13 protein-coding genes are annotated in these 15,009 nt (G+C 55.9%); 6 read left to right on the top strand and 7 right to left on the bottom strand.

Annotated features, from left to right (window positions below; genetic code table 11):
• Position 1: 1 nt before the first annotated feature.
• The 6 genes from F5984_RS03550 to F5984_RS03525 all read right to left on the bottom strand — a co-directional run bounded on the left by F5984_RS03550 (position 2) and on the right by F5984_RS03525 (position 7,406).
• On the bottom strand, positions 2-2,032 hold the full coding sequence (locus tag F5984_RS03550) for a beta-L-arabinofuranosidase domain-containing protein (protein ID WP_152122820.1): 2,031 nt from the start codon (positions 2,030-2,032) through the stop codon (positions 2-4).
• A 64-nt stretch (positions 2,033-2,096) separates the two neighbouring features.
• Positions 2,097-2,984 carry a sugar phosphate isomerase/epimerase family protein gene (locus F5984_RS03545; RefSeq protein ID WP_152122818.1) on the bottom strand — a complete coding sequence of 296 codons (888 nt, stop codon included), beginning with the start codon at positions 2,982-2,984 and terminating at the stop codon, positions 2,097-2,099.
• Between the two features lie 130 nt (positions 2,985-3,114).
• Positions 3,115-3,891 (bottom strand): SDR family NAD(P)-dependent oxidoreductase, encoded by a 777-nt coding sequence (locus tag F5984_RS03540; protein WP_152122816.1) that lies wholly within the window; start codon positions 3,889-3,891, stop codon positions 3,115-3,117.
• A gap of 196 nt (positions 3,892-4,087) precedes the next feature.
• Positions 4,088-5,113 carry a zinc-binding dehydrogenase gene (locus F5984_RS03535; protein WP_152122814.1) on the bottom strand — a complete coding sequence of 342 codons (1,026 nt, stop codon included), beginning with the start codon at positions 5,111-5,113 and terminating at the stop codon, positions 4,088-4,090.
• 12 nt (positions 5,114-5,125) lie between these two features.
• On the bottom strand, positions 5,126-5,833 hold the full coding sequence (locus tag F5984_RS03530) for an orotidine 5'-phosphate decarboxylase / HUMPS family protein (protein WP_019987460.1): 708 nt from the start codon (positions 5,831-5,833) through the stop codon (positions 5,126-5,128).
• Positions 5,834-6,008: 175 nt separating this feature from the next.
• Positions 6,009-7,406: a glycoside hydrolase family 140 protein gene (locus F5984_RS03525; protein WP_152122812.1), complete on the bottom strand. Its 1,398-nt coding sequence runs from the start codon at positions 7,404-7,406 to the stop codon at positions 6,009-6,011.
• Positions 7,407-7,632: 226 nt separating this feature from the next.
• On the opposite strand from F5984_RS03525, the gene F5984_RS03520 reads away from it, so the two are divergent.
• From F5984_RS03520 to F5984_RS03495, 6 genes are all read left to right on the top strand, one after another.
• Positions 7,633-7,965, top strand: coding sequence for a hypothetical protein (locus F5984_RS03520; RefSeq protein WP_246168799.1), 333 nt, complete (start codon positions 7,633-7,635; stop codon positions 7,963-7,965).
• A gap of 9 nt (positions 7,966-7,974) precedes the next feature.
• Entirely contained in the window at positions 7,975-8,793 is an 819-nt protein-coding gene (locus F5984_RS03515) for a universal stress protein (protein ID WP_152122810.1), read from the top strand.
• A gap of 239 nt (positions 8,794-9,032) precedes the next feature.
• Positions 9,033-10,136, top strand: coding sequence for an aldose epimerase family protein (locus F5984_RS03510; RefSeq protein WP_152122807.1), 1,104 nt, complete (start codon positions 9,033-9,035; stop codon positions 10,134-10,136).
• 128 nt (positions 10,137-10,264) lie between these two features.
• Positions 10,265-11,335, top strand: coding sequence for a M42 family metallopeptidase (locus F5984_RS03505; protein WP_152122805.1), 1,071 nt, complete (start codon positions 10,265-10,267; stop codon positions 11,333-11,335).
• 160 nt (positions 11,336-11,495) lie between these two features.
• Entirely contained in the window at positions 11,496-12,284 is a 789-nt protein-coding gene (locus tag F5984_RS03500) for a hypothetical protein (RefSeq protein WP_152122803.1), read from the top strand.
• A gap of 89 nt (positions 12,285-12,373) precedes the next feature.
• Positions 12,374-13,825, top strand: coding sequence for an MFS transporter (locus F5984_RS03495; protein ID WP_152122801.1), 1,452 nt, complete (start codon positions 12,374-12,376; stop codon positions 13,823-13,825).
• Between the two features lie 100 nt (positions 13,826-13,925).
• Here F5984_RS03495 and F5984_RS03490 read toward each other — a convergent pair whose 3' ends face one another.
• Positions 13,926-14,993, bottom strand: a complete 1,068-nt coding sequence (locus F5984_RS03490; protein WP_152123152.1) for an AAA family ATPase — start codon at positions 14,991-14,993, stop codon at positions 13,926-13,928.
• Between the last annotated feature and the right edge of the window lie 16 nt (positions 14,994-15,009).

The following is a 15,009-nucleotide window of genomic DNA, read 5'->3' as shown; positions in this document are numbered from 1 at the left end:
CCTACCGAACCACCGGAAACGCCACCACCCGCAACTTGGTACACCCGTACGGAATAAGCGTAATTTCTTCCTCCTGCGGGTTTACCTCGCCCCGGTAAAAGCCCTCACGCGTAGAGATCGGCTGGTGCGCAACGCCGTTGACCAGCTTCCAGCCGGGAATCTCGCGCCCTTTGGCTCGTATTTCGACGGGGGCGTTGGCTTCATTCCAGACAAACCCTGTAGGAGCCGCATTACGCACGGTGACCGTTGTATTGGCCACCGGGTCTTTGACCACATTCAGCGACAGACCCACGTTCCAGCGGGCGTCGGGTTTGGGTTTAATCTCGTAGTAGATGCCTTCTTCCTTCAGCTCTTTCTGGGTCCAGTCGGCCGGAATTTTAAGGGCGTACACCAGTGGGCCCCGTTCAACAGCCCGCGAGTTTTTGGCCCAGTTAGAGGTGGTTACGCGCATGGGTAGGGTGAGCATGAGTCGGTCGCCGGGTTTCCAACTGCGTTGTACCCGCAACATAGCCCCCCCTTTGCCCGTACTCAACGGTTGCCCATTGAGCGTCAGCGTACCCTCAGAGCACCAGCCCGGCACCCTGAATTCGAGCGGGAAAGCCGCCGGTTTCGCCATATCCATTGTGAAAGCGACCGTTTCGCCAAATGGGTAGGCGGTCTCCTGCGTGATGGTCACGAGGGTGCCCGCCACGTTCGTTTTCAGCACCGACGGCGCGTACTCGACAGCGGCCAAACCGCCGTTGGTACCGTACCAGAGGTGCGCGGCAAACTTGGTCCAGCCCTGATGCATGTTGGCCGTGCAGCAGGTATAGCCCGCATACGGCCCAAATACGTGGTTCATGCCCCGCGTAAAGGGTAACGAGAAATTATAAACACCCCGCGCTACCTCTACCTGATTGGCCGTCTGGTAATACTGTCGGCTGTTGTAGTCGTCGGTAGTTTGGGTAGGAAGAGCGTTATAGGTCATACGTTCGAGGGCGTCCATGTAGGTCACGTCGCCCGCAATGGCAATAGCCTGTTCGAGCGAAAACATGGCTTCGACAATGGCACAGAGTTCTACCCCCTGCACCGGGTCGTTACCGTGCAGGTCTTCATCGCCCGAAAACATGCCGTGGGGCAGGCCGTGCAGCAACATCAAATCCGACCAGCCCGTTTTGAACGCTTCCAACTGTTTGGTGTCGCGCTTGCCATGGTACTCAATCACGGGCAACTTGAGACCCATTCCCACGTTTACGGCATGGCGGTCCATCCATTGCTGCCCATTTTGCTGGGCTGCGGCCTGCATCACCCAGTTGCGCTCGCCAAAATAACGGGTCCAGGGGGTTGTCTGCGTGCGGAGTTGCTCACCCAAATCGAGCAGAAACTTGTCGCCGGTGCGGTTGTAGAGCCAGTACACCAGCATCAGATTGTCGCCCCCGCGAGCCTGTGCCCATTCGGTCCATTTCACCAGCGGGTTTTTAGCCAGATGCTCGTGCTGATACCGGAAATATCGGGTCATGAACGGAATCACGCGGGGGTCGGCGGTGGCGCTGTAGTACTGCTGCAACACCTTGAGCATAATCATTTTAGGCCACCAGTCGTCGCCCTGTTCCCCCGAAACAACGGGCTTGCCCGTTTCGCGTTCGTACTTGGTGGTTGGGCCAAAATAGCCACTCGGTCGCTGATTGTCGAGAGTCCAGTTGATGTACTTCAGCACCTTAGCCTTCAGCGTGGGGTCATCGAGCAGGTACGCCAGTGGCACGGCCCCATCGAGCCAGTAAGGGGTTTCTTCCCAGCCATCGCCTTTACCGCCGAGCCAGCCATTGTCATTCTTGATTTTGGGGTAATACTCGTCCAGATGCCCTGTACTGCCCTGATTCATGGTTTCGAGCTGGGTAAGGAGCCAGCCCGTCGGCCTGATAGAGCCCAGCGGGAGCTCGGTGTACGGAGTTGGGGCCAGCGGAGCCCGGTTGGCAACAGGCGTGGTTTGGGCGAGCGCGGCTATGCTAACCAGAACACTCAGCGAAAGGGTTTGTAACGGACGGAATCGCATACAAGGTGACGGGGTTTGGTAGCTTTTGGATAAATCAGACTCACTTAGCAACAGGCCTCATTCTCTATTCTGGCCAGTACTCGGCCATTTTCCGGCGCAGAAACGCGACACTCCGTTCGAGCTGGGCCATGCCTTCTACGCCATCTTCAATGCTGATCCAGCCATCGAAACCCACCCGTTTGAGTTCGGTAAAAATGGCGTCGTAATCGTTTAGTCCTTTGCCAATTTCGCCGTGCCGCAACCGCCGGGCGTACCCCGCCGAACCGCCTTCCTCCCGGCGCAAATCGTCAATGGTTCCCTCGATGAGATAGCGGTCGCTGGCGTGCATAGTCACCACCCGACCCGACACCCGGTACAGCAATTCGAGGGGATCTTCGCCGGCCAGATAGGTGTTGCTGGGGTCATAATTAACCCCGAAGCCGGGCGCCTGAATCCGGTCGACGAGTTGGCAGAATACGTCCATTTTCTGGGCAAACTCCGGGTACTCCCAGAAATCGTCTTTGTAGTGATTTTCGATAATGAGCGTGATGCCGCGCTCACGGGCGTAGGGCAAACAGGCTTCGATGCAATCGGCGGCTAATTTGACCCCTTCATCGAGGGTCAGTTCGGGTCGGCGCTGCCCCGACAGCACCCGGCAGTAGCCCCCCCCGAGGGCGGCTGTCATATCAATCCAGCGTTTTTGCTTCTCGATTTCGGTTTGCCGAAACCGGGCGTCGGGGTGCGTAAAATCGGGCGAGCAGCACATCATCGGAATCACTTTACCGTAGTCTTCGACCTGTTGGCGAAAACCCGGCCAGGCCGATTCGTCGGCCATTTCCAGAAAACCGGCGTACCACTCCAGCCCGTCAATATCGAGCCGACAAGCCAGGTCTATCCACTCCGACAGGCGCATGGTGCCGTCTTTACAAAGTTGCTGCATGAAAGCTTTCGGGAAGGCAGCTAATTGAGGCATACTATTACTATAATGAGTGAATGAGCGAATTGGTGAATTGGCGAATAAAAACTGAGTACGATACAGAGTGAAACAGTGCCTATGAGTTGATACGGGCAACTATTCGACCAGCTATCGTAATTCAATCTCTTCAGTGCTTTGGCGGATTACGCCCAATCAGCGGGTATTGCTCCAAATCGACAACCTGACCGCTAATGGGGCCACTCTCGTCGGAGAGCCAGTACACAGCGGCCGCTGCCATTTCGGCGGGCCACAAAATCCGGCCCGCAGGCGCAATCAGGGGCGAAACTGTTTCGTACCAGTTGGATGGCTGCCCCTGCTCCTGTTTGCGTTGGGCTTCATTCTCGGTCAGGACCCAACCCGGATTTATCTGGTTGACCCGCACGCCAAACTCCCGAAACAAGGTATCGCCGAGGTTACGGGTAAGGGTCATCAGCGCCCCCTTCGACACACTGTACGCCAGTAGGTTAGGCTCACCACTCCACGCATTGACCGAGCCGATATTCAGCACACAACCGTTGGTTTTGGTGAGGTGGGGCAAAGCCGCCTGAATAAGCGCGAAAGGCGCTACAGTATTCACGTCGAGCACCCGCCGGAAAAAAGCCAAATCGGTGGTTTGTATGTTAGACGATACCACCATAGCCGCATTGTTCACCACGGCATCGAGCCGCCCGAACGTTTGCAACACGAGGTCAACCAGTTGATTGGGCGTTTCGGCATGAGCCAGGTCGGCATGGGCAAATACGGCCTTGTCGGGGCCGAGTTCCTGCACCAGAGCCTCGCCCCAATCAGATTCCAGACCATGAATCAGCACGCGCGCGCCCTCAGCTACGCACCGTTGGGCAATCGCTTTTCCGATACCGGTGCAACTGCCCGTTACCAGAATTACTTTACCGGCTAATCGCATACGGGAGTACGTTTATGATTTTGGGTTTATGGCTTTTAGTTGGTATCAGATTCACAATCTAAGTAGTCAGACAGAATTAAATGTAAAATGAATAGTGTAAAATGTACAATAAGATGGCTAATTGTCAGTAGGTAATACAATTGTTCATTATACATTTTACATTATTCATTCACTTAACACCCAACCCAAAGCCCGTTTACACAGGTTTCAGCACACTTTTGACCACGGCACCCGTGTGCATTTGCTCGAAGGCTTCGTGCCAATCGGTTACGGACCAAACCCCACCGATAATGGGCCGCACGTCGAGCTGCCCGCTAGTAAGCAGGGCAAGAACCCGCTCCCAGATAGGCCAGTTATGGCTGAAACTGCCTTGTAGGGTCACGTTTTTCTGCACCAGCGGGTCAAGTGAGAAACCGAGTGGTTGCGGCCCCCACCCTACTTTGGTGATATGGCCGTTGGGCCGCACCAGTTGCAGGGCTGCTTGCAGAGTAGCACTCACCCCAGCCGCGTCGATAACCACATCGGCACCGAGGCCGTCGCGCTGCCGGGCCCAGGCCGTCGCGTCGCCTACGATAGCTTCGCAGCCGTACTGCCGGGCAATATCCAGCCGGTGCCGGTCGGCTTCGAGACCCACCACGGCTACCTCGGCCCCGCACAACCGGGCCATAGCCGCGCACAGAATCCCGATGGTGCCGGGTCCCAGCACCAGCACCCGGTCGCCGGGTTTGAGCCGGGTATTTTCAACGACGGCATTGAAAGCCACGCAACAAGGCTCGGTCAGGCAAGCCTGCTCAAACGGGAGCGAATCGGGTACGCGGTGCAGACACCGGGCCGGCACCCGCACGTACCGGGTCATGGCCCCGTTGACCCCGTAGCCAAACCCTTTGCGGGTTGGGTCGAGGTTGTACAGCCCCTGCCGCGACATGGGGTTGTTGGGGTCGATGATGGCGGCTGTTTCGCTCACCACCCGGTCGCCTTCCTGCCAGCCTACCACCCGCTTACCTAACTGAATAATGTGACCGCCAAACTCGTGCCCCAGCACAACGGGGTAATTGACCGGCCAGCTATGGTCGGCGGTCCACTGATGGAGGTCACTGCCGCAAACGCCCACAGCGGCCACTTCGAGCAATACATCGTCATCGCCAATGGTGGGGCAATCGAGTTCGCGGATTTCAACCGAACCGCGTTCGGGAGCGTAGTTAACAACTGCTGCTGATTTCATGAATCGAGAAAATTAAGCCTGACCAACCGCTACATCGCCGTAAGCGTGTATTTTTTCGCAAATGAGCCGGAGTGAGCTTTCCAGGTCCCCGTCGGCCGTTTTAAAGGCGTCGGCATCAATGGTGAGCGGTGCGCCCAGTACCACAAGCGGAGCCCCAAACTCAGGGCACCGGATGGCCTGTTCGAGGGTAAGCCCCCCCACGGCCTGTACCGGCACCCGCACGGCCTGTACCACCTCTCGGAGTTGGTCGAGCGGGCTGGGCATTCGGTGACCAGCGGCCGCTATACCGCGCCGTTCGTCGTAACCGATATGGTGAATCACATAGTCGCAGCCGAGGTCTTCGAGCCATTTGGCGCCCTCCACCATGTCGGGGCATACCATATTGTCGCCCATAACCTTCACGCCAAAATCACGCCCGGCCTGCACCACGCACTTAATGGTTTCGGCATGAGCGCGGGCCATTACCACCACGTGGGTAGCCCCCGCTTTGGCCATCATTTCGGCTTCGAGGTAGCCGCCGTCCATCGTTTTGAGGTCGGCCACAATGGGCACGCCCGGAAACGCTTCGCGTAGTTTGCGAACCCCGTGCAGGCCCTCGGCCAGAATAAGTGGGGTACCTGCTTCGAGCCAGTCGACCCCGGCCCGCATAGCCAATGCAGCCGTTTCGAGAGCCTCGTCGATGTTGGTTAAGTCCAGTGAAATTTGAACAATGGGTTTCATTAGGTAGTGAAGCAAAATTAAATGTATAATGAACAGTGAAAAATGTACAGTGAAATGGCTGATTGTCAACGCAACTCAATTATTCATTGTGCATTTTACATTCACTTACGTTAATGAGTGACTTAGTGGTTAAATCACTCCATAATGAATAGTACTCGCGATGACCCTATACGGGCTATTGGGGGCGGGGCATGGGGTAGTTCCGGGCGGCTTCGTCGAGAATCAGCACCCAGTCTTGTCCGTAGCCACTGCTGGGCGGGGTAAACTTCTGAGGGCCCTTGTTGGCAAACACGCCCGCCGGTTTGGTTTCGCCCTTGCGTGGATCGTACCAGTTGGCCACCCATTGCCCCCCCGTCAGTTTACCTGCCTGCACCGTAAACGACCGACCAGCCGCGGTGTACACAAAGGCGTAATCTTTACCGCGTGTGGCCTGAATCCGGTCGGCGGGGCCGTAGTTTGCCTCCTGAATCAGCGACTGGTCGGGCACCCGGTCGAGCACAGGGCGCGAGGCCATCAGTTGCCGTACAAACCGCATCTGGTTAGCTGCGGGTAGGTTGAGGGCCTCATCCCACGGAATCCGGGCGCCGTTGATCGCCTTCCGGTTAGGCGCATACATCTGCCATACATCATGGCAACCGTACGTATGCCCGTGTGCGCCCGCAAACAGGTCGAGGTACGCGTACTTGCGCACGTCGTAGGCGTTTGACAGGCCCAGGTCGTTGACGTTGAAGCAAACGGGATGGTCTTCGTAAATCGGTTCGGCATCCATCACCGGCTTTGCGGGCGTGCGGTTGTAGACGAACGTAATTTTGTCGTAGGTAGGGGTATCGCGGCAGTGGCCGTTCTGAAGCATGTTAAAGTCGAGCCACGGGTCGGTATGAAACCAGTGCGACGAGCCCCCCATCTCGAGGGCGTTGGGCTGCGGGTGGAAACTCACGAGCGCCTTGTCGTGCCCACCCACGCCCTCGATCAGACCATCGGCCATAGCCCGCCAAACGGCCACATCGTCGGAGTTATCGCGGGGGGTACGGTCGCCCCCCAGAATCCAGACAATGTTGGGCCGGTCTTTATACCGATTGCCAATCCAGCGACCGTAGACCCGGGCATTTTGCACATTGAATATCTCGGGGCCTACGCCCCAGCCCGCTTTAAACAGTTTGTCGCCCCAGGTTGGCAACAGACCAATCACGAGCCCATTGGCCGCAGCCCGCTCAATGAGGTAGTCAACGTGTTTGAAATAGGCTTCGTTGGGTTTGGTGGGGTCGTTATCAATCAGCGGCTTGTCGCCCAGCGCATTGGGGTCGTTCAGCCCGTCGATTTCAGCCAGAGCCACGGCCTGAATCACGGTAAAGCCCTGTTCGGCCCGGCGTTTGAAATAGCGCTCGGCCTCGTCGCGGTTGAGCCGGTGAAACAGTTCCCAGGCGGTATCGCCCAGCCAGAAAAAAGGCGTGCCATCGCGGTGAACCAGATACCGGCTATTATCAGACACCCGCAGGGGGCCGTGCGACAGGGTACTCTGTGCATAGACGTAACTATGGGCTAACAGAGCCATCAGCGTGAGCCAACGTTTCATACAGTTTTGGAGATTTGAGCAGTCACAGGTACAAAGCGACAGACGACCCAAACTACCCTTTTGCCCCCGACAATTATTACGCGTTGGCGCCGTATCGCCCAGCCACAGATACCCGCTTCATTCTGGTGATAAATCAGGTTTTGAGCTGAGAACGGTCATGTAGTGCCGACCCACCAGATGCTTGTTTTGTAGTGTCAATCAGACGCAATCACAACGCAATACAGACATGGCAACGTTATCACACTCCGTTTCGACTTCATCATCGGCTACCTCCAATGGACTGATGGCCGCCTACAACGCCTTCGTTGAAAAAGCAGAGTTCAACCGCATTGGTTGGGCGGCTTCGGCCCTGATGTTTCAGGGTTGTATTCTGACCCCGGCCCTGCTGATTACAATGTTTTATTTCAACGGCAGCGACTGGCAACTGCTGGTGGGCAATCTGAGCTTTCTGCTCGTGCTGGTTCCTATTCTGGGCGCTATGCACGTGAAGTATATCTTTCCGTCGTTCGGGGTTAGTTTACTCATTCATCTTGCTTTAATTTTGGTCAACATACTCTAAGCATAGTATATGAAGACCATTGTTCTAGCCACCGACTTTTCCGACAATGCCGAACGGGCGGCCCGGTTTGCCCTCCAGATGGCGCAGGCCCATAATGCCCAGCTGGTACTGGTGAATGCCTACCAGCTGTTTCCCGAAAACCCCATTAAAGCGGGTGATTTTCCGCTGAGTATCACGGAAGCCCGCGAAGAGAGCCTCCGCGCCCTGAAAAAGCTGGGCGAGAAGCTCCGCACCCCCGAAAACGCCCACATTCATATTCGGGCGATTGCGAAAGAAGGGGGTACCCGCGAGGCTATTCTGGCCGTCGCGCACGACGAAAAAGCCGATCTGCTGGTGCTTTCGACCGTGGGTACAGCCCCGCAATCGGCGCAGGTCATGGGCAGTGTAGCCACCGATATGGTCGGCGAAACCGATGTACCTCTGCTGCTGATTCCGCCTTCGGCTCAGTACGGTGGCATCGACAACGTTGCGCTGGCTATCGACCTGGCCGGCACCACCAATGCTATTGCGCTCGATGCAGCCCTGCGCTTTGCCCGGACGTTTGGAGCGGTGGTTAATATTTTGTGTGTCAACGACAAACCTGACGACGAGGAAACCAAAAAACGGGCCGAGCACATCCGACGCCTGACTGCCGGGCAGCCGCATACGCTCACGATTGAATCGGCCGAAAACGTGTATGAAGCCATTCTGTCGTTTGCGCGCGCTCAAAAAGCCGATCTGATCATGATGCTGCCGCAGGAACACAGCTGGTTTGCCCGGTTATTGGGTGCTGGTGAAACCCAACGCGTGGCTCGTTTGACCGACATTCCGTTGCTCGCCGTGGTGTAACAGGTTCTTAAATATCTTGTAGGAGTAGGGTCCGGTTAAGCAGGAGGGTAACACCCCGGTCTTAACCGGCTTTTTTATGTCCAGGCTATTGCCATGCGCTTCCGGCAACCTCAAACCGGTTAGAAATTACACGCGCCGGGCTTCGTTGTACAGTGGTTCCGACCTTGCCGAGCCAATTCGGCCCTGTCTCCCCTTACCTGTTTGTTATGAAAGCCCTACTGTTTTTGTCACTTGCCGCCATGAGCCTACTTCCTCCCACTCCCCCAGCCGAGGCTACCCCGCCTAAAGCCGGTATCCAGAAAACCGTTTTTGGCCAACTCCCCGACGGCCGCGATGTCCACTTGTTTACCCTCCGCAACCGAACCGGCATGGAGGTGCAGATTACGAATTACGGCGGATACATTGTGTCGGTGATGACGACCGACCGGACCGGCAAGTACGACCCCGTAACGCTCGGGGTGCCTACCTTGGCCGATTACGTGAAAGGGACACCCAGCTTTGGGCCTATCATCGGGCGTTTTGGCAACCGGATTGCCAAAGGCAAATTCACGCTCAACGGGCAGGAATACCAGTTGGCCGTGAACAGCGGGGGCAATCATATTCACGGTGGCCGGGTTGGTTTCGACAAAAAGCTGTGGGCCGCCACCCCTGTCGACGGCACCGAGCCCGCCCTGAAACTGCAATACACCTCGCCCGATGGAGAAGAAAACTACCCCGGCACGCTGGCGGTGGAGGTGACCTACACGCTGCAAAAAGACAACGCCCTCCGAATCGACTACCGGGCCACTACCGACAAGCCCACGGTAGTGAATATGACTAACCACGCGTACTTTAACCTGAGCGGCATGAAGCGCGATGTGCTGGGCCACGAGGTCGTTATCAACGCCGACAAGTTTCTGCCCACCGACAAGGCGCAGATTCCGACGGGCGAATTGCGGTCGGTGGCTGGTACTCCGTTCGATTTCCGCCAGTCGACGCCGATTGGTGCCCGCATCAACGACACCACCGATGTGCAGATTCGCAACGGGTTCGGCTACGACCACTGCTGGGTATTTACCGACCCCTCCAACAAGCTTCGGCTTGGGGCCGTGGTGTATGAGCCCGTGAGCGGACGGGTGATGGAGATGTACACGACGGAGCCGGGCGTGCAGTTGTACACGGCTAACCACCTCAACGGTAAGTTGCAGGGAAAAGAGGGAGTTCCGTACACGCGCCGGTTTGGACTCTGCCTCGAAACCCAGCATTTTCCGGACTCACCCAACCACCCCAACTTCCCGACAACAACGCTGAACCCCGGCGAGACGTACCGCTCGACCACGGTGTATAAGTTCGGCACCCGGTAACGATTTGCCGTTTTTTTCGTTCATTTGGCAACGGGTCGGCCTACCAAGGGCGGGCTCGTTGCCAATTTTGTTTACCGCTATGGAAAAGCACTTAATGCATTTTTAGACCCATATTTCAGTACCCCACAATGACCGAACAAAGCAAAGCATTCCTGTACGAGTACCTCAATAATGCCTCCCCAACCGGCTTCGAATCGTCGGGACAGCAGATCTGGCTGAACTACCTCAAGCCCTATATCGACGAGTATCTGGTGGATACCTACGGCACCGCAGTAGGTATTATAGGGCCTGGTAAGGCCTACAAAGTGGTGATTGAAGCCCACTCCGACGAGATTTCGTGGTTTGTGAATTACATCTCCGACGACGGCTATCTCTACGTTCGGCGGAATGGTGGTTCCGATGCCCTCATTGCCCCATCAATGCGCGTGAATCTGCACACCAAAAAAGGTGTCGTTCAGGGCGTTTTCGGCTGGCCGGCCATTCACGTGCGCGACCTGGCGAAAGACACCGCTCCGCAGGTAAAAGAACTCTTCATTGATGTAGGAGCTGCTACCAAGGCCGAGGTCGAAGAAATGGGCATTCACGTGGGCACCGTCTGCACGTTTGTCGATGGGCTGACCGAAATGAACAACCGCTACTACGTGGGTCGCGCCCTGGACAACCGCATGGGGGGCTTCATGATTGCCGAGGTGGCCCGGTTGCTCAAAGAAAACAACGTGGAGCTGCCCTTCACGCTGTACATTGTGAACGCGGTGCAGGAAGAAATTGGCCTGCGCGGAGCCGAAATGATTGCCCGGCGGCTCAAACCCGACCTCGCTATCTGTACCGACGTGACGCACGATACGCAGTCGCCGAAGTACGACAAAAAAGAGCAGGGTGACCTCAAATGTGGCGATGGCCCAGTGCTCTGCTACGGCCCGGCTGTTCAAAACAACGTACTCGATTTTATGATTGAGGTGGCCCAGCAGAACGAAATCAAGTTCCAGCGACAGGCCGTCAGCCGGTCGACGGGCACCGATACCGACGCCTTTGCGTATGCAGCCGAGGGCGTGGCCTCAGCGCTGATTTCGTTGCCCCTCAAGTATATGCACACCACCGTCGAAACCGTTCATAAAGACGACGTGGACAATGTTATCAAACTGATGTACGAAGTACTGCTCAGCCTGAAAGGCAACGAGGATTTCCGGTATATCAAGTAAATAGGTTTAAAGCGAATTAGGGCGTGTAGAGATGTCATCTCGTTTGGAGAGATGACATCTCTACGCAACCATCACCACCGCCCACCTTGGGCAACCAAACGGCGCAATCAGTAGAAACGAGGTAGCTACGGGGTTTTAACACGATACCAACTCCCCGACCGTGATACGCTCTACGCTCTTTCTCTTCTTTGCTATTCTGTTCGTTTCGCCCCTACTGGCCCAGAATCCGCAGGCCCCGCAAACGTACACCTACCTCATTTACCACAAGCTGGCTCCGGGCATGACCATTCAGGATGCCCTCCCGGTCGAACGCGAATGGCGGGCCATCAATCAGGCCGCCGTTGACGAGGGCAAACTCATCGGCTGGCACATGATGGTCAAGCAGATGTCGTCGAACCCCAACCCGACCGAGTACGATTATGTGACCTGTATTGTGTCGCCGGAAATGGGCATAAAAGGGGCCTCTCCCGCGGCTATGGCCAAAATTTACGGTGACAGCGTGCAAACGCGCATGGCCAGTCTGCAAAAGCGCGACCGCCAAACCGCCCCCGTTGTGAAGATTGAAGTCTGGGAAAACCTGTCGCCCTTATTTGGGTCGGGTTTCCGGCCGGATAAGCAACTCAACGTAGTGGTCGATTTTCTGAAACTACGCGATGCTCAGACCGACTGGCGGCCTTCAGTAACGGCCCTAACCCGCACCGGCACCGACCTGACAGGGCAGAAACAACTCGCAGGCTGGGGTTTGTCGGCGCTGGTGGTTCCGAGCGCGGCCGAAAAAGGGTACAATTTTGCGCAGGTTCGGGCGGCTAGCTCGCTCGGGGTTCTGGCCCGCGTAGCCGACGCCAAACAGCTCGAAAACAGCCGTCAGCTCAACCGCACGTTTGAGGTGGTGCGGCAGGAGGTGTTCCGATTCGAGGAGTTTACGGTGCGGCCGTCGGCCTCCAAATAACCGGTAGCCGTCGAATAAACTTCCCGGTTCAGTTGATATTCGCCGACATACCCCTTTTTTTTGTCGTTTTACATCCTTTTCACGCAAGCATGAACGCAATTACCGAAACGCAACGGCCGCCCGCAACGGCCGACAACCGCTCCGCCCTATACACACTGATGACCGTCTGGTTTTTCTGGAGTTTTGTGGCGGCCTCCAATGGCATTCTGATTCCCCTGTTTAAAGCCAAGTTTGGTCTGTCGCAGACTCAGGCACAGTACATCGACTTTGCGTTTTATGCGGCCTACTTTGTGGGCTCAGTGATTTACCTGCTGGTATCAGCTTCCCTCAAAACCGATATTCTGAACCGGATCGGCTACAAAAACGGGATTATCTACGGCCTGCTCATTTCGGCTGTGGGTACGCTTATGTTTTATCCGGCGGCCGAGCTGAAATCGTACGCGCTGCTGCTGTCGGGCCTGTTTATTGTGGGTTTGGGCTTCTCGCTCCAGCAAACGGCCACGCAACCGTTCATGATTGCCCTCGGCGACCCAGCCACCGGGGCTCAACGCATCAACCTCGGTGGTGCCGTTAATAACCTGGGGGGTACCATTGGCCCCACGATCGTTTCGCTCGCCATTTTTGGTTCTATTGCCGCCGATGCCGCAGCCAACGCCAGTGTTGAATCGGTTAAAGTGCCCTACCTTATTGTGGGGGCCTTGTTTTTAGCTTTGGCTCTTTTCTTCCGGGTCTCTAAACTTCCCCGCATCACCAACGACGAGGAGGTAGAGGTAGGCACGGGCGTACTCAAATACCCGCAGCTGATTCTGGGCATGATTGCTATTTTCGTGTATGTAGGCGTAGAAGTGACCATCGGCAGTAACCTCGGCGAGTATCTGGCCGAAACCCGTAACCTGACTTCGTCGCAGATTTCGCCGTTTGTGTCGCTGTTCTGGGGTAGTATGATGATTGGCCGCTGGACGGCTTCGATTCCCAACTTCGACCTGAGCCTGACCACCAAGCGGATTCTGATGTTTGTGGTGCCGTTTGTGGCTTTTGGAATTGTACTCGGCGTAACCGCCATCAGCGGCTCCGACATCAGCGTCATGTATCCCTACGCGATCTGTGTTCTGGTGGTAATCGGCGCATTTTTTGCCAGCGACGAAAAGCCCGTTCGTACCCTGCTGATCTTTACCGGCCTGGGTGGTTTGGCCATGCTTATTGGCTTGCTCACCACGGGCGACGTAGCCCTCTACGCCTTCATTAGCGGGGGTCTGTTCTGCTCGGTGCTGTGGCCCAGCATCTTCTCGTTGGGCACGGCAGGTTTGGGCAAATACACCAATCAGGGTTCGGCTTACCTTATCATGATGATTCTCGGTGGGGCTATTATTCCGGTTATTCAAGGAAAAGTGGCCGACACCATCGGTATCCACAACTCATACGCAGTGGCCCTGCTTTGCTTCGGGTATCTATTCTTCTTCGGGTTCCGGGTATCGCAGGTACTCCGTAAGCAAGGCATCGACTTTGATCAGGCCGTAAAACCGGCTAAAGGCGGTCACTAAGACCTACTTTCGACAAAGCTAAACGGGGCTGGCAGCGGAATGTAAACCGACGCCAGCCCCGTTTTTAGTGTGTAGTTTATGGTTTACCCGAAATTGTCCGTCAAAATCCCACCTTTCCTCGGTCGGTACGTTCGCCGGATACGGTCTGGGTTTCGAGGTTGAAAATATCGGCCAGTGTCATAGGCTGGCCGGTACGGTAGTCATGGCCCAAGTGAGCCAGCAAGCGGTTGGCTTTGTCTTCGGAAAGTTTTCCAAAAGCATAGTCGACCATCAAACGGCCTTTCCGCAACAGGGCTTTATCGAGCAGGCTTTTACTGGCGTTGAACGTTGCAATTACCTGGATGTGCATACAGTCGGCCAGCAATCCATCCGTCAGGTTCAGAATATTGGATACGCTATTGGTATCGCCCCCGGCCTCGCGCGATTGCAGAATCCGCTCGGCATCTTCGATAATAAGTACCGATTCGCGGTGGTCCAGCAAAAAGGGAATAAACTCGGGCGATGTGAGGAAGTTGGTCATGTAAGGCGGCAAAATGAGCATGTCCTTCTTGACCAACGAACTGAGCAGTTTTATGTACGTTGTTTTGCCAGTGCCCGGCTCGCCATGCAGCAGCACCAGCCCCTTCGATTTAGGCAGTTGCAGCAGATTAAGCAGCCGGTCGTGAACGGGGGCAAAATCGTCGTTATAGTGCAGATTTACGTCGATGTCCGGCGGCACTATATCGACACGTTCGGTGTGTAGCCCACCAAGCCCGCTTTGAATGAGGTATATGTGGGTCTGATTCTCCTCGTGCTCGTACTTAAAGCTGTACGCCCCATCGAGCAGGGCTCGCATGGTTTGTTCATCACGGTACAAACCCTGCATCCGGCAAAATCGGTCGCCCAGAAACTCCAGCTTCAGCAACACCCCATTTTCATGCTGGAATATTTGCTCAGCCACCTGCCACCCGTGTTCGTTGAGCCGCATCGACGCGTTGATCGGTGCAAACTGCCGCTCCAGCAACAACCATTCGCGCAGGGCAGGCCGAAAATCATCACTGAAATAGATATAATTCGGGTACCCCCCAAACGTCTGCACAAAGTACGGCGCAATGGGAAACTCGCGTTCTAAGTCGTTCGGGATATACAAATTATGAATCGTAGCGGGTACGGGTGAGCTATCGTTCATCCAGTGAAGAGAGTGT

This window comes from Rudanella paleaurantiibacter, from assembly GCF_009184635.1.
Classification (GTDB): Bacteria; Bacteroidota; Bacteroidia; order Cytophagales; family Spirosomataceae; genus Rudanella; species Rudanella paleaurantiibacter.
Note: the sequence above shows the minus strand (reverse complement) of the source record. Positions and strands in the feature narration are given on the sequence as shown.

What these genes read in the sequence shown, in the direction of transcription:
- F5984_RS03520 (WP_246168799.1), top strand. Translation starts at nt 7,633, where the DNA reads ATGGCAACGTTATCACACTCCGTTTCGACTTCATCATCGGCTACCTCC.
- F5984_RS03550 (WP_152122820.1), bottom strand. Translation starts at nt 2,032, where the DNA reads ATGCGATTCCGTCCGTTACAAACCCTTTCGCTGAGTGTTCTGGTTAGC.
- F5984_RS03515 (WP_152122810.1), top strand. Translation starts at nt 7,975, where the DNA reads ATGAAGACCATTGTTCTAGCCACCGACTTTTCCGACAATGCCGAACGG.
- F5984_RS03545 (WP_152122818.1), bottom strand. Translation starts at nt 2,984, where the DNA reads ATGCCTCAATTAGCTGCCTTCCCGAAAGCTTTCATGCAGCAACTTTGT.
- F5984_RS03490 (WP_152123152.1), bottom strand. Translation starts at nt 14,993, where the DNA reads ATGAACGATAGCTCACCCGTACCCGCTACGATTCATAATTTGTATATC.
- F5984_RS03505 (WP_152122805.1), top strand. Translation starts at nt 10,265, where the DNA reads ATGACCGAACAAAGCAAAGCATTCCTGTACGAGTACCTCAATAATGCC.
- F5984_RS03495 (WP_152122801.1), top strand. Translation starts at nt 12,374, where the DNA reads ATGAACGCAATTACCGAAACGCAACGGCCGCCCGCAACGGCCGACAAC.
- F5984_RS03535 (WP_152122814.1), bottom strand. Translation starts at nt 5,113, where the DNA reads ATGAAATCAGCAGCAGTTGTTAACTACGCTCCCGAACGCGGTTCGGTT.
- F5984_RS03525 (WP_152122812.1), bottom strand. Translation starts at nt 7,406, where the DNA reads ATGAAACGTTGGCTCACGCTGATGGCTCTGTTAGCCCATAGTTACGTC.
- F5984_RS03540 (WP_152122816.1), bottom strand. Translation starts at nt 3,891, where the DNA reads ATGCGATTAGCCGGTAAAGTAATTCTGGTAACGGGCAGTTGCACCGGT.
- F5984_RS03530 (WP_019987460.1), bottom strand. Translation starts at nt 5,833, where the DNA reads ATGAAACCCATTGTTCAAATTTCACTGGACTTAACCAACATCGACGAG.
- F5984_RS03510 (WP_152122807.1), top strand. Translation starts at nt 9,033, where the DNA reads ATGAGCCTACTTCCTCCCACTCCCCCAGCCGAGGCTACCCCGCCTAAA.